The following is a 15,438-nucleotide window of genomic DNA, read 5'->3' as shown; positions in this document are numbered from 1 at the left end:
CATGGAGGGCGAGGAGAAAGCCACCGCCGAACAGCTCGCCGGCGTTCCCGCGGCGGCGCTGGCCGAGGCCGAACGTCCGCTGATCGGCACCGCCGAGGAGGGCGGGGTGATCGACCCGGACGTGCTGTGGTCGTGCACCACCTGCGGCGCCTGCGTGGAGCAGTGCCCGGTGGACATCGAGCACGTCGACCACATCGTCGACATGCGCCGCTACCAGGTGATGATCGAGTCCGCATTCCCCTCCGAGGCCGGCACGATGCTCAAGAACCTGGAGAAGAAGGGCAACCCCTGGGGCCTGGCGAAGAAGCAGCGCCTGGAATGGCTCAAGGAGGTCGGCTTCGAGGTCCCCGTCGTCGGCCGGGACATCGAGGACCTCACCGGGGTCGAGTACCTGTACTGGGTGGGCTGCGCCGGCTCCCTGGAGGACCGCGCCAAGAAGACCACCAAGGCCTTCGCCGAACTCCTGCACATCGCGGGCGTGACGTTCGCGATCATGGGCGGGGACGAGAAGTGCACCGGCGACTCCGCCCGCCGCCTGGGCAACGAGCCCCTGTTCCAGGAGCTCGGCATGGACAACGTCATGGCGCTGAACACGGCGTTCGGCGAGGAGCTGGACGACGACGGCAAGGTGACCGCCGAGTCCCGCAAACCGAAGGCCGCCAAGAAGATCGTCGCGACCTGCCCGCACTGCCTCAACACCATCGGCAACGAGTACCCGCAGCTGGGCGGCGACTACGAGGTCATCCACCACACCCAGCTCCTGCAGCACCTCGTCGACGAGGGCAAGCTGGTCCCGGTGACCCCGGTCGAGGGCATCATCACCTACCACGACCCCTGCTACCTGGGCCGCCACAACAAGATCTACACCCCGCCGCGCGAGATCATCGCGAGCGTGCCCGGCCTGCGCAACGAGGAGATGCACCGCCACAAGGAACGCGGCTTCTGCTGCGGAGCCGGCGGCGCCCGCATGTGGATGGAAGAACGCATCGGCAAACGCATCAACAACGAACGCGTCGACGAAGCCCTCTCCCTCAACCCCGACATCGTCTCCACCGCCTGCCCCTTCTGCCTCGTCATGCTCACCGACTCCGTCAACGGCAAGAAGAACGACGGCAAGGCCAAGGAATCCGTCCAGGTCGTCGACGTCGCCCAACTCCTCCTCGACTCGGTCAAGAAGCCGACCGAGGACGAGCCCCCGGCGGGCACCTCGGAACCGGAGAACGCCCCGGAGCCCGAGCCGGTCAAGTAACAACCCGCTCGTCCACGCCTACGACAGCGCCCCGCGCCCTCACGAGAGGGAGCGGGGCGCTGTCGTGCGCCGGGGGTGCAGGACGGTGCAGGGGGATGGGGGGAGGGCGTTCCAGGGGGATAGGAGCGGGGGGCGGTGCGGGTGCAGGAGACAGGAGGCTGAGGGAGGACAGCGGGCTGGGGGGTGCAGCGGGCTGGGGGTGTAGCGGGCTACACCAAGCATCCGGGAGAGCGGCCCCTCGTGACGGCGAGCGCGCGACGGAATCGTAGAGGGCAGAGAGACCAGCCCCTCCCTCCTCCGAAGGAAGTCCCCGTGAAGTCGCTGCTCACCACCGCGAAGTCGTTCGTCACCAACCTCCTCCTGTGGTCGTCGTTCATCGCAGGCCTCGCCGCGAGCACGGCCTCCGGGGCGGTACTGGACGGCACGGCGAAGACCGCCGCCACCTTCACCGGCATCGCCGTCTCCCTGCTGGCCGGTTCACGCATCGCGAAGAAGCCGAGGATCAAGGCGTTCCTGTCGAAGCCGTCGACGCTGTGGTTCCTGTTCCTCTTCAACGGCGGTGTGGCGGCCTTCTGCTACTTCTCCATGGACGGCGCCAAGGGCATCGCGACCGCCGCGGGCATGGGCCTGGTGTCCCTGGGCGCGGCAGGCGGCCTGGTGTCGGCCCGCCGAGCCACACCCGCGAAGACACCGGCGACGCAGGAGCCCTGGGCCTGACCTGCCGGGCCCGCCTGGCCCACGTCAGCCGCGTCGAAGCCGTCTCCCAGCCTCCTCCTCCGACTCCGACTCCGAAGGGCACGCCCATGGCCAGACTCCCCCGCCCCAACCGCCCCCTCCACGTCCGCCGGGTTCACCGGGTCCGCCGCACGGCCGCCCTCGTGACAGTGGCCGCAGCCGTGGCGCTGACCGCGGGACTCCTCACGGCCTGCGACCCCACCGACACCTCGGACGTGTCCGACGCCTCCAACTCGCTGAACTGCCTCAAGAACTGGAGCACGATCTCCGACAGCCTCAAGGCGATCCACGACGCGGGCGTGGACGCGGCGAAGGATCCGACCCGTACCGACGAATCCATGAACACGATCGACGAGAACCTCACCAAGATCGACGCGGAATCGGACGACAGCAAGGTCGGCAAGGCGGTCGACGACCTCGACAAGGCGATCTCCGACTACAACAGGTCCATCCTGAACGGCGACACGACCCCCGACTCCAGCAAGATCGACAAGGCGGCGGACAACCTCAAGGACGTCTGCACCAGTAACCGGTAGTTGGTAACCGGTAGTTGGTAACCGGTAGTTGGTCACCGCTGGTTGGTAACCGCTGGTTGGTAGTTGATGGCCGGGACGTAGTTCGTCCCCACCCCTGAGGCAGCGATCCTCCGCCCCTTAGGGGATGTCACAGCTCGGCAGCAAAGCCCCTCCCGAAACCCCGCCCCGACACGTGACTCAGCGGAACCAGGTACGTTCGATGACGTGGCTGGATTCAGGATCGGACGCGGCAACCGGGACTCCCGGTCCCCGCAAGCGCGCCCTCAAAACCCCCCATACGGTCAGCAGGTGCCCCCGGGGCCCCAGGGCCGGCCGTCGTACGGCTACCCCGCGGCCCCGCAGCCGTACCCGCAACAGCACCCCCAGCAACACCCCCCGTACAGAGGTGGCGCGGGCGGCGCCGACCGGCAGTGGCCCCAGGGCAGCGCCCGCAACAACGGAAACGGCGCCCACCGCGACGAGCCGGAGTACTTCGGCGACAACGGCGGCTACGGCCAGGGCGGGTACGGCCAGGGACCCCACGGGGGCCAGGGCGGTCAGGGCGGCTACGGAGGCCAGGGAGGCTACGGAGGCCAGGCCGGCCCGAACGGTCACCCCGGCACCCCGGACCCGTACGCCGCGAACAACCCGGGCCACACCCAGTCGTTCGCCGTGGGCGAGGACCCGTACACGCAGGGCGGTACCTATCGCGCAGGCTCGGCCCAGGCCCCCAGCGGCCCGATCGGCCCCCGTCTGCACTGGAAGGACCTCCTGAGGGGCATCGTCTTCGCCCCCCAGCAGACCTTCCTCCAGATGCGGGACTACACGATGTGGGGCCCCGCCCTGATCGTGACGTTCCTCTACGGCCTGCTCGCGGTCTTCGGCTTCGACGGCGCCCGCGCCGACGCCATAAACGCCACCCTGTCGAACGCGGTCCCGATCGTCCTGGTGACCGCCGTGGCGATGGTCCTGTCGTCCTTCATCCTCGGCGTGGTCACCCACACCCTGGCCCGCCAGCTGGGCGGCGACGGAGCCTGGCAGCCCACGGTCGGCCTCTCCATGCTGATCATGTCCATCACGGACGCCCCCCGCCTGGTCTTCGCCATGTTCTTCGGCGGCGACGCGACCTTCGTCCAGGCCCTCGGCTGGGCCACCTGGGTAGCGGCCGGCGCCCTCCTCACCATGATGGTCAGCCGCTCCCACGACCTCCCCTGGCCCAAGGCCCTGGGCGCGTCGGCGATCCAACTGGTCGCCCTGCTGTCGATCGTGAAGCTGGGCACGTTCTAGAGGTCCCGAAGACGTTCCGAAGACAGTCCCGTTACGACGGCGAGGGGCTCCCGGTACACACCGGGAGCCCCTCGCCGTCGTAGGTACAAGGACTAGAGCTAGAGCTAGAGCTAGGGAGCGAGCCCCAAAGACACCCGGCCCCGCCCGTGCTCAGGCGTCGATCGCTCAGGCGTCGATCGCTCAGGCGTCGAGCACCTGCCCGGTACGCCGAACGACCGGGGGCTCGACGGACCAGGGAAAGTTGATCCACTCGTCGGTGCGCTTCCACACGTATTCGCACTTCACCAGGGACTGCGACTTCTCGTAGACGACCGCGCTGCGGACCTCCGCGACGGTGTCGAGGCAGAAGTCGCGGACCAGCTTGAGGGTCTTGCCGGTGTCGGCGACGTCGTCGGTGATCAGGACCTTCTTGTCGGAGAAGTCGATCACGTTCGGGACGGGCGCGAGCATGACGGGCATGTCGAGGGTGGTGCCGACGCCCGTATAGAACTCGACGTTCACGAGACTGATGTTCTTGCAGTCGAGGGCGTAGGCGAGGCCCCCGGCGACGAAGACCCCGCCGCGGGCGATGCTGAGGATGACGTCGGGCTCGTAACCGTCGTCAGCGACGGTCTGCGCGAGCTCGCGCACGGCGACGCCGAACGCCTCGTAGGTCAGGTTCTCCCGTTTGGCACTCATGCAGCCGCCCTCACACTCGGGTGGGCTGGAGGCAGGAGAGGGAACGGCGGGCCATGGGTCCGCACTCGGGACGCACATCGGTGTCGGAGAGAAGCACGTCCCGAGGATACGCAGTACCTACCGCTGCTTCTCCAGAGCGACCGGGACCACGCTGCGAAGCCGGGCGCACCGCGGGCACCGGATGAGCCTGCCCGGACCGAGCCGCTCGGCTTGCTGCATCGGAAGCGAAGCGGTGGTGAACACATGCCCTTCGGCACAACGGACGACGGTACGTTCCATCAAGTCCTAGAGTCCCTTCCCCAAGAACCACGCCTGAACTGCTACTTACACCGTTACAAAAGCCACATTACGGCATCAGGGAGTCAAGCCCGCGGACGGCGCTCCAACCCGCCGGCCCCTCTCCCGCCTCGACACCGTACGCCCCGACTTCCGCGCTCCGCAGCCCCGGTGGCGGTAGGACGACGGAGCGGCCTGGGCGTTAGTCTGGGCCGCGAAAGCCACCTGGACGGCAGGACGGAATCGTAGCGATGGCCCTTCCCAACCCCCTGCCTCCGGTTGCCCTGGAACCGAACGCGCCGCATGCCGAGTCCGACCGGTGCCGATTCAACGCCTACTTGGCCTCCGCCCTGACCGGGCTCGACGACGAGCAGCGGAAGCAGCTGTTCGAGATCTCCGACGCCGTGGCCGCCACCTGCGCCGACAACGACGTGCGACTGTACGAGCCGAGGAAAGTGACCGACCCCGTCCACCACACCGCGGTGCCGGACGTGGAAGTGTTCCGGACGGACCGCCACCGGGTCATCAACTCCGACCTCCTGATCTATCTCGCGCACCACCCGAGTACGGGCGCGGGACAGGAACTCGTCTTCGCCCAAGAAGCCATCGTCCCGATTCTGGTGATCGCCCATATCAACACCCGGATCAGCCGCATGGTGACTGGAATCCCCGGCCCGCTGACTCTCGTGCGATACGACTCGATCACCCGACTCACGGACCGGCTCGCACAGGAGCTCGTCGACATGGAGCCGAAGCTGCTGCAGCGCCGTATCGCCTTGGCGGAACTTGAACAGCACCGCGTGGGTACGCGCATCAGGGAACTGCGCGAGTCTCTGAACATGACCCGTCGGCAGGTCGCGGAATCCACCAGGATTCCGAACGCGTTCACCCCTGAACAGCTCGAACAGTGGGAACAGAACAGCGACAAGGTCAGCAACCTCAGCCTGACCCATCTCCAGGAGATCGCGTCCGCGCTGAGCGTGAGCATCAAGGATCTCGTGTAGTCCTTCCCGGAGCAACCAACCACCGAAGCTGTGAAGGCATGAATCCGTGAAGTGACGAAGCAACAGGCTCCGAAAGAACAGGCTTTGTCACGACCGGCTTCGCAACAACGAGCAAGAATAGAGAATTTCGTGGAGTATGCCGCGTACGCGGACCGTGCACCAGATTCGCAATATCGGACGGTCCTCGCTGCGATCCTGGAACACGGTGACGCGACCCCCACGCGACAGGGTCCGGCCGCCCTGACCCTTATGCAGCAGACCATGAGCTTCGATCTGATCCATGGTTTCCCGGTCATCACCGAGAGAAGCATGGCCAGGTTCTGGCGCAAACCCATCGGGGAACTCTGCGCGTTCATCAACGGAGCGACCACCCTCGACGAACTGGCCCAGTTCGGCTGCGACTGGTGGGGCCCCTGGGCGAGCGAGGGAAAGACATCGCGCCGTGGCCTCCCGCCGGGCGGTCTCGGCCCGGGATCCTACGGAGGGGCGTTCCACGACTTCCCCACCGTGGAGGGAAACGGCTTCGACCAGTTCAAGCACCTGGTCGAGCAACTGAGCGAACTCCCTAACGACCGCACCCATTTCGTCAGCCCGTGGATTCCGCAGTACCAGGTCCGCGGAGCGGGAAAGGTCCCGAAGACCACCATTTCCCCCTGCCACGGCTGGGTGCACGTCAGGGTCATCGGCGGCCGTCTCCATCTGCACATGTTCCAGCGCTCGGGGGACGTACCCGTCGGGGTGCCGTCGAACATGATTCAGTACGCGGCCCTTCTGCTGATGCTCGAACACCTCACGGGCATTCCGGCCGCGCGCTACTACCACACCATTTCCGACGCCCACATCTATGAGGACCAGGTCGACAGCGTCAAGGTCATGCTGGACCGGGAACCGCGACGGTTGCCGACGGTCACCCTCAACGAGAGCGGACGCCGGGTGAAGGACATCCACGGGTTCCGCGGCGAACACTTCGACCTCTCGGACTACGAGCCGCACGCCGCCATCGGTTCGATCCCGGTCGCGACGTGACGGCGACGGCGGGGCCGATGAAGAGATCCTTGATCGTCGCGGCCTCGGAGAACGACATCATCGGGCGGGAGGGGGACCTACCGTGGTACCTGCCGGGAGATCTGCGGTATTTCAAGGACGTCACACGCGGACATGCAGTGGTGCTCGGCCGCCTCACCCACGAGTCGATCATCAGCCGCCTCGGACGCCCGCTCCCCGGCCGCACCAGCGTGGTGGTCAGCACGTCTCCCCGCCCCGACGAGGAGAACGTACGGTGGCGGCCGTCCGTCCCGGCCGCTCTGGCCGAGGCTGAAGCGGTGGAACGGTCGTCCGGACAGGATGAGATCTTCGTGATCGGCGGGGCCACCGTCTATCAGCAGACCCTCCCTTCCGTGGACCGGATCTACCTGACACGGGTGCACGCACAAGTGGACGGCGATTCCCGGATGCCCGCCGACTGGCTGGAGAGCTTCACGTTGACGTCACGCGTCGATGTAGAGGCGGACGAGGACACGGGCGGTTCGTCGTTGGCCCACTCTTTCCTGCGCTACGAAAGGATGCCCGCGTGAGCCTCTACTACTTCGGCAACTGCCGTACGGAGGAACAGCGCGCGGAGATGGAGCGCCTGGACGACGCGGGAGTCTGCCTCTTCTGTCCCGCCGTCCTGCGCGAGCACGAGAAGCAGCAGATCCTCTGGGAGACCGCGCACTGGATGGTCACGCCCAACGAGTTCCCGTACGCAGGGACACGGGTGCATCTGCTGCTCATCCCCAAGGAGCACGCCACCGATCTGCTCGACCTCTCCGCCGAGGCCCGCGCGGACTTCTGGGAGGTCCTGGCCTCCGCGAAGGAACGGTACGGCCTGGAGCACTACGGGCTGGGGGCCCGCAACGGCGACTGCCGTTACACGGGCGGGACCATACGACACCTGCACGTGCACGTACTCACGGGCCACGGAGAGATCGCGGAGGACGAAGAGTTCACCCCGGTCAGGATGAGATTCACGTCGGCGCCGGGCCGCTAGCTGTTTTTTCGCCGGCGGCACGCAGGGCGGACCAGCGGCGGTTCCATAGACCGCAGCGCCGGGCGTTCAGCTCGTCGGGGCGCCGGACGCGTCCTCCGGCTCCGGGTTCATGTCGACCCAGACCAGCTCGACGCCTCCCGCGCGGAGGATCTCCTCCCCGTCCAGCATCGAGTAGGGGCCGGCGAAGAAACACGTCCGAAACCCGGTCTCGACGACCAGCCGGGCACAGGCGGGACAGGGGAACGTACTGACGTACAGCTCCGCACCAGAGAGACCGACTCCTTCCCGGGCAGCGTCGGCCACCAGGGACGCCTCGGCATGGATGGCGGTGGACAGATCCGGCCGCAGCCCGCGGCTGAAGTCGTTGCGTGGATCCCCGTCGATATAGGGCGCGTACTCGGTCGGATGGTGATGGTTGTGGGCGACCTTGAGGATCTCACCGTCCCGTACGGCGACCGCGCCGACCTGCCGCCACCAGTCCGAACTGCGCCGCGCTTCACTCACCGTCCGCGCCATGAGCCGCCGGTCCAGACCCGCCCGCGAGACACGGTGATCAAATCGCACGGGCTTGGTCGCGCGGCTCCATTCCCGATCCCAGCGCAGGAACGTCGTCTCGAATCGAAGCCGGGCCTCGGCGGGGAAGTCCGGCAACTCGACGAACTTGTGCATGATGTCCTCGTCCGGCAGAACGACGACGTCGGCGCGTACGGCGTCGGCCAAGTCCTCCGGCTCGAGTAGCAGGACCCGTGTGTCCGGAACGATCAAACGGGCGTGCTCCACCGCACGCTCCGGGCTCAGGGCCCTGATTTCCTTGGCGAGTTTAGGGAAGACGCCGCTGAACCGTCGGCCCAGGATCAGGATCTCGTCGGAGTCGGCATGCCGTTGAAGAAAAGCCTCGTAACCGGCGTGCACCACCGGCAGGTACAGGATCGTCTGCTTCACAGCAGCCCGTTCCTCTCTTTCCGTCTCTGTCCTCTGACGGGCCCGGACCGCTCCTTCACCCGCCATTGTCTTCAGTGAGCCCGAGTTGGAGGCGGCGCAGACGGGCGGAGGTGCTGACGGTGGCCATGCGGTCCAGCACCTCGACGCGGACGCAGTACTTCGCCTCCAGTTCGCGGATCTCCTCGGCCGTGTAGGTGTCGGCCGTGGCAACCAGTACGTCGGGGCGGACGGCGTCGATGAGACTCCAGCGAGGGTGGTCGACCTGCTTCAAAGTGACGAGGCCGACACCACGCTGATGGGTGACCATCCGCAGCCGTTCCATCTCCGGAACAGCAGGACGGTTGGGGCCCTTACGCTGCCTGATCTTCTCATCACTGTCGAGGCCGACGATAAGGAATTCGCCGTACTTTCGAGCAGCCTCAAGATACATCGAATGACCTTCGTGGATGATATCGAAGGAGCCACTCGTCAAAACGACTCGCATATGCAGCACACGGAGCGCCTGAACAATTTCTGTGATTTTTTCATAATTTTCCACGAAGCGCAACTCGAAATGCGATTCATCTGCGAATAGATCTTTGCCGAACATAGGATCCTCGCGAATCAAGTCATTGGCCCATGGGGCATTTTTTGACCTGCTCGTCATTTTCCTCTTGGCCTCATCGGGTCTGTCTGCGGGGGCTGCACGTCTGACTCCCCCACCACCGTCGGGTCACTGTCGAGGCAGGGGTAACACCCCGATCGTAGCCGCGCACCTGACCCGGCCGCTCCTCTCCGGCGCAGCCACCCCTCGGCACACTCTGGTCCCGCAGCTCATCTCGACCCGCCCCGTCGCACAGGGCCCTCCAAAATCCTTCCACAGTAGGCCAGTTCACCGTAAGGTGGGCACGGTTGGTCCGCCGCAGACCGCAAAGGAAGGCCAGGCAATGGTTGCTGAAAACGGTCGGCGCCCACAGCGCCCCGGTTGCCTCTTCTCCCAACAGGAACTGCTCGCCGAGCTACAGGGATCCGAACGCATCTTCCGATCAGCCTCCTGGAATCCCGAACAACTGCTCGGCACGGGCTATTCGGTCCGGCTCGGCGACGACCTGCTGGTGATTCCCGACAATCCCGGGGATTCCAAGTACACGGCCATCAAGCGCGACCACGTGATGCCCGAGTTCACACTGGCCCCAGGCGACACCGCACTGATATCCACGATCGAGAAATTCTCACTCGATTTCGACGTGACCGCGACGATCGGCGACCGATTCGGCCTTGCGGCCAAAGGACTCCTCATCCTGCACGGATCCACCGTCCATCCCGGATACGGCCGAGAGGTCGACCCGGAGAACGGCGGCTGGCGCCCCAAGTCCGATGAGCGGCTCTACTTCATCGTGGCGAATGTGGGCCCGAAGAACATTACGATGCGGAAAGGCGACTCCATTGCTTACCTTCAGTTCTTCGACATAGAGCGGGTGCCAGAAAAACTTGTGGCCAACGTGGGGTTCGACTATCTCAGCACCCTCTTCGGCGCGGGCGAGCACACGGAGGACGGCGGGCTGTCCTACTTCCGCAACGTGAAGGACCTTCGCACCGAAGTCGAGAACGAGCGCCGGAGAACCGACAGCGCGCTGGCGGACATGGAACGCACGATCAGGGCCAACCACACGGAGATGCGGAGGCGCGCGACGGACGCCCAAACGGCCGTCGATCGTGTCACCAACACGAGCAACATGATCGTCGTGTTCGGGGTGTTCCTGATCGCGACGACTCTGCTGGGGATCGCGGTGGTCATGCTGGGCGACCTGATCGACAAGCTGTCCGACATGGACACGTGGAAAGTCACCCTGATCGCCGTGCTGGGAGCGCTGTACGCCGGAGCGACGGTCACGGGAACGGTACTGGTGGCGAAGGCGGCAGGACAGGCTATCCGGCCCGGCGGAACGGCAAGCGGGAACGGCGACGGCGGCTGAGGTCTGCTCGCTCACGGCTGAATCCGGTGCAGGGCATCACGGAGCTCCGTCCCGCGCGGACGCCCCCCCTACCGGGCCGGGAGGCCCCGAATCGGTGCTGCGGATGAGGTACAGTGGGCGGGCAGTTAGGCGCTGACATCGTGATCGTCGTGCGCAAAATGCGGGTGTAGTTTAGTGGTAGAACATCAGCTTCCCAAGCTGAGAGTGCGAGTTCGATTCTCGTCACCCGCTCCAACACGAACCCCCAGGTCGATGACCCGGGGGTTGTTTGTTGTCTAGACCTGTGGGCGGGGTGCGCACCATAACCGCACCATAGGGGCCTGGTCAGCTGCCGGTGGGCTTCTCCTTGTGGTGCGCGCTGCTGTCGTTGTGGTTCTTCGCACGTTCGGCGCGGACCATGTCGTCGAGTCCCCCACGACGATCGACCTGGGCATGCGGCGCGACGGCACGGGCGACAGCACGATCGGCCGGCTGCCGGACAGCGTGAAGTCCGTACGTGCCTGGTACACCACCGACAGCGGCTCCACCTGGCACGCCGTCACCGCGAAGCTGTCCCACGGCACGTGGACCACCGCCGTCCACAACCCGGCCTCCGGCCGCGTCGGCCTGCGCTCGACCGTCACCGACACCCACGGCGACAGTTCGACGACCACGGTGTACAACGCGTACGCCGTGAGCTGAAGGCCGTCAGAGCCGCCACCGCCGACACCACCGCACCACCGCACCACCGCACCACCGCACCAGAAGCACGCCGGACAGAGCACTCGGGCGCCCCCACGGCACCACCCGGGTGTGACTCAGCTCACCCCTACAGGAAAACCCCCGCCCGCCGCCCCGCGTCTAGCCGGTGTGAGACGAGGCAGGAAAGTGCCGGGTGAGGTGGACGAGGAGCGGCTCGTCCGGCTGGTGGCCAGGGGCGACCGCGCGGCGTTCGACGAGCTGTACCGGCGTACCGCGCCATGGCTGGCCGTGCGGCTGCGGCGGCGGTGTGCCGACGAGCAGATCGTCGCCGAGGTGATGCAGGAGACGTATCTCGCGGTGTGGCGGGCGGCGGGGGCGTTCGCGGGGGCCTCGGTGGGCGGCACGGCCGTCGGCTGGCTGTGGACGATCGCCGCACGACGGCTCGTCGACGCCTTCCGGCGGCGGGCCCATCACGCCGAGCCACCGCCCGCCGCCGCTCCCGCCGGCGTTGCGCCCGCCGCCGAGGAGGAGGTTCTCGCGGCCACCGTCGGCGGGGACGTCGGTGACGCGCTGCGGTGTCTCGCGCCCGAACTCCGCCAGGTTCTGCAGGCGTTGGTGCTCGACGGGCTGTCCGTGCGCGAGACCTCCGTCCTGCTCGGACTGCCCGAGGGCACGGTCAAGACGCGTGCCCGCCGGGCCCGGATCGCGATGCGGAGGGCCCTGACATGAAAGCGGACGGCCCTGACATGGAGGCCGAGATGACAGCCGACGCGAAAGGCGACGTGCAAGGTGAACCGAGAGCCGACATGAAGGCCGACCCAACCGCCGACGCGCACGCCGACACGACCCCACCCCCCACCAGCTCCCCGCACAGCCCCACCAGCTCACCCCACAGCCCCACCACCTCCCCGCACATCCCCGCCCGTCTCCTCGACGGATACGCCCAAGGCCTCGTCGAGCCCGGTCTCGGGGCGGACGAGGTGTGGGCCGTGGAGGCGCATCTGGAGGGGTGCCGCGGGTGCCGGGAGCGGCTGGCGGGGGCTGTCGACGGGCGGGTGGTCGGGCTGGTCGAAGAAGTGTGGGCGGGGCTTGAGCCCCGGCTCGGCGCCCCGGTGGTCCGGCGGCGGTATCGGCCGGGGTGGGTGTCCGCGTGGGTGACGCCGGTGATGGTGCCCTGGCTGGGGATGGTCGTGAGTGTCGCCCTGGTGGCCCTGCTGCTTGATCTGGTCGGGGGTGGGTTCGGGTTCGGCGGTACCGGCGGGGGCGTGTCGCTCGTCCTGCTGTGCGCGCCCGTGCTGCCGGTGCTCGGGGTCGCGGTCTCGTGGGCCCAAGGGTGCGATCCCGCCTACGAGTTGACGGCCTCCGTGCCTCGGGCCGGGCTGTATCTGGTGTTGCGGCGTACGGCGTCCGTGCTCGTCGTGGTCGTGCCCGCGCTGGCCGTGGGCGGCTGGGCCACGGGGGTGCCGGGGGTGACTGCGGCGCAGTGGCTGCTGCCCTGTCTGGCCTTCACCTCCACGACGCTGGCGCTCGGCGGGGTCGTCGGGGTGACCCGGGCCGCCGTCGCGGTGGTCGTCGTATGGGCCGGGGTGGTGGTGACGCCGACCGTGGCCGCCCATCGCGCGACCTTCGCGCTGGAGGCGGGCGGGCTGCCGGTGTGGGGGGCCGTCCTCGCGCTCGGTGTCGGGGTCGTGGTCGTGACGGCCCGTAGGGGTGCGTATTCCGTGCTGGGGGTTCATCGATGAGCGAGCGGACCCCTGTCACGCCATCTACCGAGAGGGAGACTCACATGATGTCCGCGATGAGCGGGGTGGGCGGGGTGAACGCGGTGAACGCCGCCGATCTCGCGCCGACCGCCTACGCCTGGGAGATCCGGGCGAGTGGGCTGAAGGTCAGGGCCGGCCGGAAGCGGATGGCCGTGGACGGGCTGGATCTGTCGCTGGGTACGGGGGTGCACGGTGTCCTCGGTCCGAACGGGGCCGGGAAGACCACCCTGATCCGGGCGCTGGCGACCGTACTGCGGCCCGCCGGGGGGACGTTGGAGCTGCTCGGCGAGTCCGCGGGCGGGGTGGGCGAGCATCGGGCGCTGCGGCGGCGGATCGGCTATCTGCCGCAGGAGTTCGGCTACTACAAGCGGTTCACCGTGCGTGAATTCGTCGAGTACATGGCCTGGTTGAAGGAGGTGCCGAAGGCGGACATCCCCGGGGCGGTCCAACGGGCGGTGGAGCGGGTGGGGTTGGCCGACCGTGCCGACGACCGGATGAAGTCGCTCTCCGGGGGCATGGTGCGACGGGTCGGCATCGCCCAGGCCATCGTCAACGACCCGGCGATCCTGCTGCTCGACGAGCCGACGGCGGGGCTCGATCCGGCCCAACGGCTGCGGTTCCGGGAGCTGTTGCAGGAGGTGGGGGCGGACACGTGCGTGGTCGTGTCGACCCATCTGGTCGAGGACGTCGCCGCCGCGTGCAGCGACGTGGTGCTGTTCGCCGAGGGACGGCTGGTCTTCCAGGGCAGTCCCGGCGAACTGGCCGCGGCCGGCGGCCCCGAGCACGCGGGGGACAGTCCGCTGGAACGCGGGTACTCGGCGCTGCTGCTGGACCCCGAGCGGGAGAGGGGTTCCTGGTGAACGCCCGTACGCTGAGCGCCGGCGCGCCCTTCCGCGTCCCGCGCCCCGACATCAACCTCCGTGTCCTGCGTACCGAGTTGAGACGTTCCGTCGCCCCCTGGGCGGGCGGGGTGATCCTGGTCGGCGCGCTGGCGTTCCTGTATCTGCTGAACGCGGGCTGGTGGCGCGGCACCACCGCGTGGACGGCGCAGTGGACGTCCCTCGCGCTGTGGACCCGCGGTCTGCTGTTCTATCTCTGGCCGCTCGCCGTGGGGTTCGGGACGCTGCAGGGGCTGCGGGACCGCCGCTCGAAGATGGTCGAGCTGCTGACCAGCACACCCCGGCCCGCCCGGCACCGCGCGGCCGTGCCGGCGGGCGCGACCGCGCTCACGGTGGCCTCGGCGTTCGCGCTCGTCGTCGCCGTCGGCGGGGTGCAGGTGATGGCCAACACCGGCTACACGCACCTCCGTTGGCTGCCGATCACGCTGGTCGCGGTGCTCTTCCTCGTGGCCGGGGCCGTGCTGGGCATGGGCGTCGGGCGGGCGCTGCCGTCGGTGCTCACCCCGCCGCTGATGGCCATGAGCGCCTTCGCGTTCACCGCGCTCATGCACTCGACGCTCGGCCGTACGACGAAGCTCGACCCGGCGATCGGGATCCCGACCACCGAACCGAACCAACTCTCCCTGCTGTCGCCCGAGGTGGACGAGGTGCGCAGCACGCTCGTCACGCTCTCCTCCGCCGTGCACATCGGGCAGACGGTCTGGGTCCTCGGCATGGCCGCGACCGGCTTCGCCCTGCTGGTCGCCGCGAACCGGCGCGCCCGGCTGATCGCCCTGACCCCGGTCATGGCGGGCGCGGCACTCGCCCTGCTGATCCTGCCGTCCGCCCCGGACCGGATGTACGTCGTCGACACGGCCGCCGCCGCGCCGGTGTGCGACGGCCCGGTGTGCGTGGCCAAGGTCCACGAGGACCGGCTCGCCGCCGTGGCAGGCCCCGGCAAGGAGGCGCTACGGCTGCTGCACCGCGCCCTCGGTGACCGGGCGCCGGTCTCGGTCCGGGAGAACACCACCGTCGCGCCGTGGGGCTCCACGCCCAAGTGGTCCGCCACGACTGTGCTGTTCACCTTCGACGACGACCTCATCGCCGGCGCCGCGACCCGCAAGGAACTGACCTCGGCGCTGCTCGCCGAAGGCATGGTGCCGGGGTGCGATCCCGTCGGCTGGAGCGGTTTCGGGAGCGACCAGTACGCACAGTCCGTCGCGGTGGGCTGGATCCTCGGCGACCTTCGGCCGCTGCCCGGCACGCCGGAGACGGTAGGCGGCGAGGTGGAGACCAGGTCACGTCCTGTGTGGGAGAAGCTGAAGGCGCTCCCCTGGTCGGGACAGCTCGCGCGGATCAACGCGATGCGGGACGCCGCGCTGGCCTGCGAGGGGGATCCGTTCGAGGTGGTCTCCGGGCGGGGGACGCGGTGAGGTCGGCCCGCGG

At 68.0% G+C, this 15,438-nt stretch carries 17 protein-coding genes and 1 tRNA gene; 15 read left to right on the top strand and 3 right to left on the bottom strand.

The genetic code is table 11. From position 1 onward, the window contains the following. The 4 genes from ACIPTO_RS24305 to ACIPTO_RS24290 form a co-directional block, all read left to right on the top strand. The coding region (locus ACIPTO_RS24305) for a (Fe-S)-binding protein (RefSeq protein ID WP_401195449.1) at positions 1-1,249 on the top strand (1,249 nt) is incomplete at its 5' end. 312 nt (positions 1,250-1,561) lie between these two features. Then, complete coding sequence (locus ACIPTO_RS24300; RefSeq protein ID WP_401195446.1) at positions 1,562-1,966, top strand: hypothetical protein; 405 nt, start codon at positions 1,562-1,564, stop codon at positions 1,964-1,966. An 86-nt stretch (positions 1,967-2,052) separates the two neighbouring features. Next, positions 2,053-2,520 (top strand): hypothetical protein, encoded by a 468-nt coding sequence (locus tag ACIPTO_RS24295; protein WP_401195444.1) that lies wholly within the window; start codon positions 2,053-2,055, stop codon positions 2,518-2,520. Between the two features lie 204 nt (positions 2,521-2,724). Then, entirely contained in the window at positions 2,725-3,786 is a 1,062-nt protein-coding gene (locus ACIPTO_RS24290) for a Yip1 family protein (protein WP_401195441.1), read from the top strand. Between the two features lie 180 nt (positions 3,787-3,966). Here the strand turns inward: ACIPTO_RS24290 and ACIPTO_RS24285 are convergent, their stop codons facing one another. Next, complete coding sequence (locus ACIPTO_RS24285) at positions 3,967-4,464, bottom strand: phosphoribosyltransferase (protein ID WP_401195439.1); 498 nt, start codon at positions 4,462-4,464, stop codon at positions 3,967-3,969. Positions 4,465-4,991: 527 nt separating this feature from the next. Here ACIPTO_RS24285 and ACIPTO_RS24280 point away from each other — a divergent pair. The 4 genes from ACIPTO_RS24280 to ACIPTO_RS24265 all read left to right on the top strand — a co-directional run bounded on the left by ACIPTO_RS24280 (position 4,992) and on the right by ACIPTO_RS24265 (position 7,773). Continuing rightward, positions 4,992-5,744 (top strand): helix-turn-helix domain-containing protein, encoded by a 753-nt coding sequence (locus tag ACIPTO_RS24280; protein WP_401195437.1) that lies wholly within the window; start codon positions 4,992-4,994, stop codon positions 5,742-5,744. A gap of 129 nt (positions 5,745-5,873) precedes the next feature. After that, positions 5,874-6,770 (top strand): thymidylate synthase, encoded by an 897-nt coding sequence (gene thyA, locus ACIPTO_RS24275; protein ID WP_401195512.1) that lies wholly within the window; start codon positions 5,874-5,876, stop codon positions 6,768-6,770. Positions 6,771-6,787: 17 nt separating this feature from the next. Beyond that, positions 6,788-7,318, top strand: a complete 531-nt coding sequence (locus tag ACIPTO_RS24270; protein ID WP_366318377.1) for a dihydrofolate reductase — start codon at positions 6,788-6,790, stop codon at positions 7,316-7,318. Next, on the top strand, positions 7,315-7,773 hold the full coding sequence (locus ACIPTO_RS24265) for an HIT family protein (RefSeq protein WP_366318379.1): 459 nt from the start codon (positions 7,315-7,317) through the stop codon (positions 7,771-7,773). Before ACIPTO_RS24270 ends, ACIPTO_RS24265 begins: the two co-directional genes overlap by 4 nt. 66 nt (positions 7,774-7,839) lie before the next feature. Here ACIPTO_RS24265 and ACIPTO_RS24260 read toward each other — a convergent pair whose 3' ends face one another. Beyond that, positions 7,840-8,715, bottom strand: coding sequence for a deoxycytidylate deaminase (locus ACIPTO_RS24260; RefSeq protein WP_401195434.1), 876 nt, complete (start codon positions 8,713-8,715; stop codon positions 7,840-7,842). A gap of 55 nt (positions 8,716-8,770) precedes the next feature. Then, positions 8,771-9,361 (bottom strand): adenylyltransferase/cytidyltransferase family protein, encoded by a 591-nt coding sequence (locus ACIPTO_RS24255; protein WP_401195431.1) that lies wholly within the window; start codon positions 9,359-9,361, stop codon positions 8,771-8,773. Between the two features lie 280 nt (positions 9,362-9,641). On the opposite strand from ACIPTO_RS24255, the gene ACIPTO_RS24250 reads away from it, so the two are divergent. From ACIPTO_RS24250 to ACIPTO_RS24220, 7 genes are all read left to right on the top strand, one after another. Continuing rightward, positions 9,642-10,670, top strand: a complete 1,029-nt coding sequence (locus ACIPTO_RS24250; protein WP_401195428.1) for a dCTP deaminase domain-containing protein — start codon at positions 9,642-9,644, stop codon at positions 10,668-10,670. Positions 10,671-10,830: 160 nt separating this feature from the next. Continuing rightward, positions 10,831-10,904: transfer RNA gene (locus tag ACIPTO_RS24245), tRNA-Gly, on the top strand. 135 nt (positions 10,905-11,039) lie between these two features. Beyond that, positions 11,040-11,351, top strand: coding sequence for a hypothetical protein (locus tag ACIPTO_RS24240; protein WP_401195426.1), 312 nt, complete (start codon positions 11,040-11,042; stop codon positions 11,349-11,351). A 225-nt stretch (positions 11,352-11,576) separates the two neighbouring features. Continuing rightward, on the top strand, positions 11,577-12,080 hold the full coding sequence (locus tag ACIPTO_RS24235; protein WP_401195509.1) for an RNA polymerase sigma factor: 504 nt from the start codon (positions 11,577-11,579) through the stop codon (positions 12,078-12,080). Positions 12,081-12,157: 77 nt separating this feature from the next. Then, a complete protein-coding gene (locus ACIPTO_RS24230) occupies positions 12,158-13,093 on the top strand; it encodes a zf-HC2 domain-containing protein (protein WP_401195424.1) in 936 nt (311 codons plus the stop codon). Positions 13,094-13,137: 44 nt separating this feature from the next. Further along, on the top strand, positions 13,138-13,974 hold the full coding sequence (locus ACIPTO_RS24225; RefSeq protein ID WP_401195422.1) for an ABC transporter ATP-binding protein: 837 nt from the start codon (positions 13,138-13,140) through the stop codon (positions 13,972-13,974). A gap of 50 nt (positions 13,975-14,024) precedes the next feature. Further along, positions 14,025-15,425, top strand: a complete 1,401-nt coding sequence (locus ACIPTO_RS24220) for a hypothetical protein (protein ID WP_401195507.1) — start codon at positions 14,025-14,027, stop codon at positions 15,423-15,425. Positions 15,426-15,438: the final 13 nt, after the last annotated feature.

The organism is Streptomyces sp. NPDC090083 (genome assembly GCF_044747445.1).
Classification (GTDB): domain Bacteria; phylum Actinomycetota; class Actinomycetes; order Streptomycetales; family Streptomycetaceae; genus Streptomyces.
The sequence above is the reverse complement of the archived record's forward strand: the minus strand, read 5'-3'. Positions and strand labels throughout refer to the sequence as shown.

Coding starts and splice junctions, on each gene's coding strand:
- ACIPTO_RS24250 (WP_401195428.1), top strand. CDS start 9,642: ATGGTTGCTGAAAACGGTCGGCGCCCACAGCGCCCCGGTTGCCTCTTC.
- ACIPTO_RS24295 (WP_401195444.1), top strand. CDS start 2,053: ATGGCCAGACTCCCCCGCCCCAACCGCCCCCTCCACGTCCGCCGGGTT.
- ACIPTO_RS24280 (WP_401195437.1), top strand. CDS start 4,992: ATGGCCCTTCCCAACCCCCTGCCTCCGGTTGCCCTGGAACCGAACGCG.
- ACIPTO_RS24285 (WP_401195439.1), bottom strand. CDS start 4,464: ATGAGTGCCAAACGGGAGAACCTGACCTACGAGGCGTTCGGCGTCGCC.
- ACIPTO_RS24230 (WP_401195424.1), top strand. CDS start 12,158: ATGAAGGCCGACCCAACCGCCGACGCGCACGCCGACACGACCCCACCC.
- ACIPTO_RS24270 (WP_366318377.1), top strand. CDS start 6,788: ATGAAGAGATCCTTGATCGTCGCGGCCTCGGAGAACGACATCATCGGG.
- ACIPTO_RS24225 (WP_401195422.1), top strand. CDS start 13,138: ATGATGTCCGCGATGAGCGGGGTGGGCGGGGTGAACGCGGTGAACGCC.
- ACIPTO_RS24255 (WP_401195431.1), bottom strand. CDS start 9,361: ATGACGAGCAGGTCAAAAAATGCCCCATGGGCCAATGACTTGATTCGC.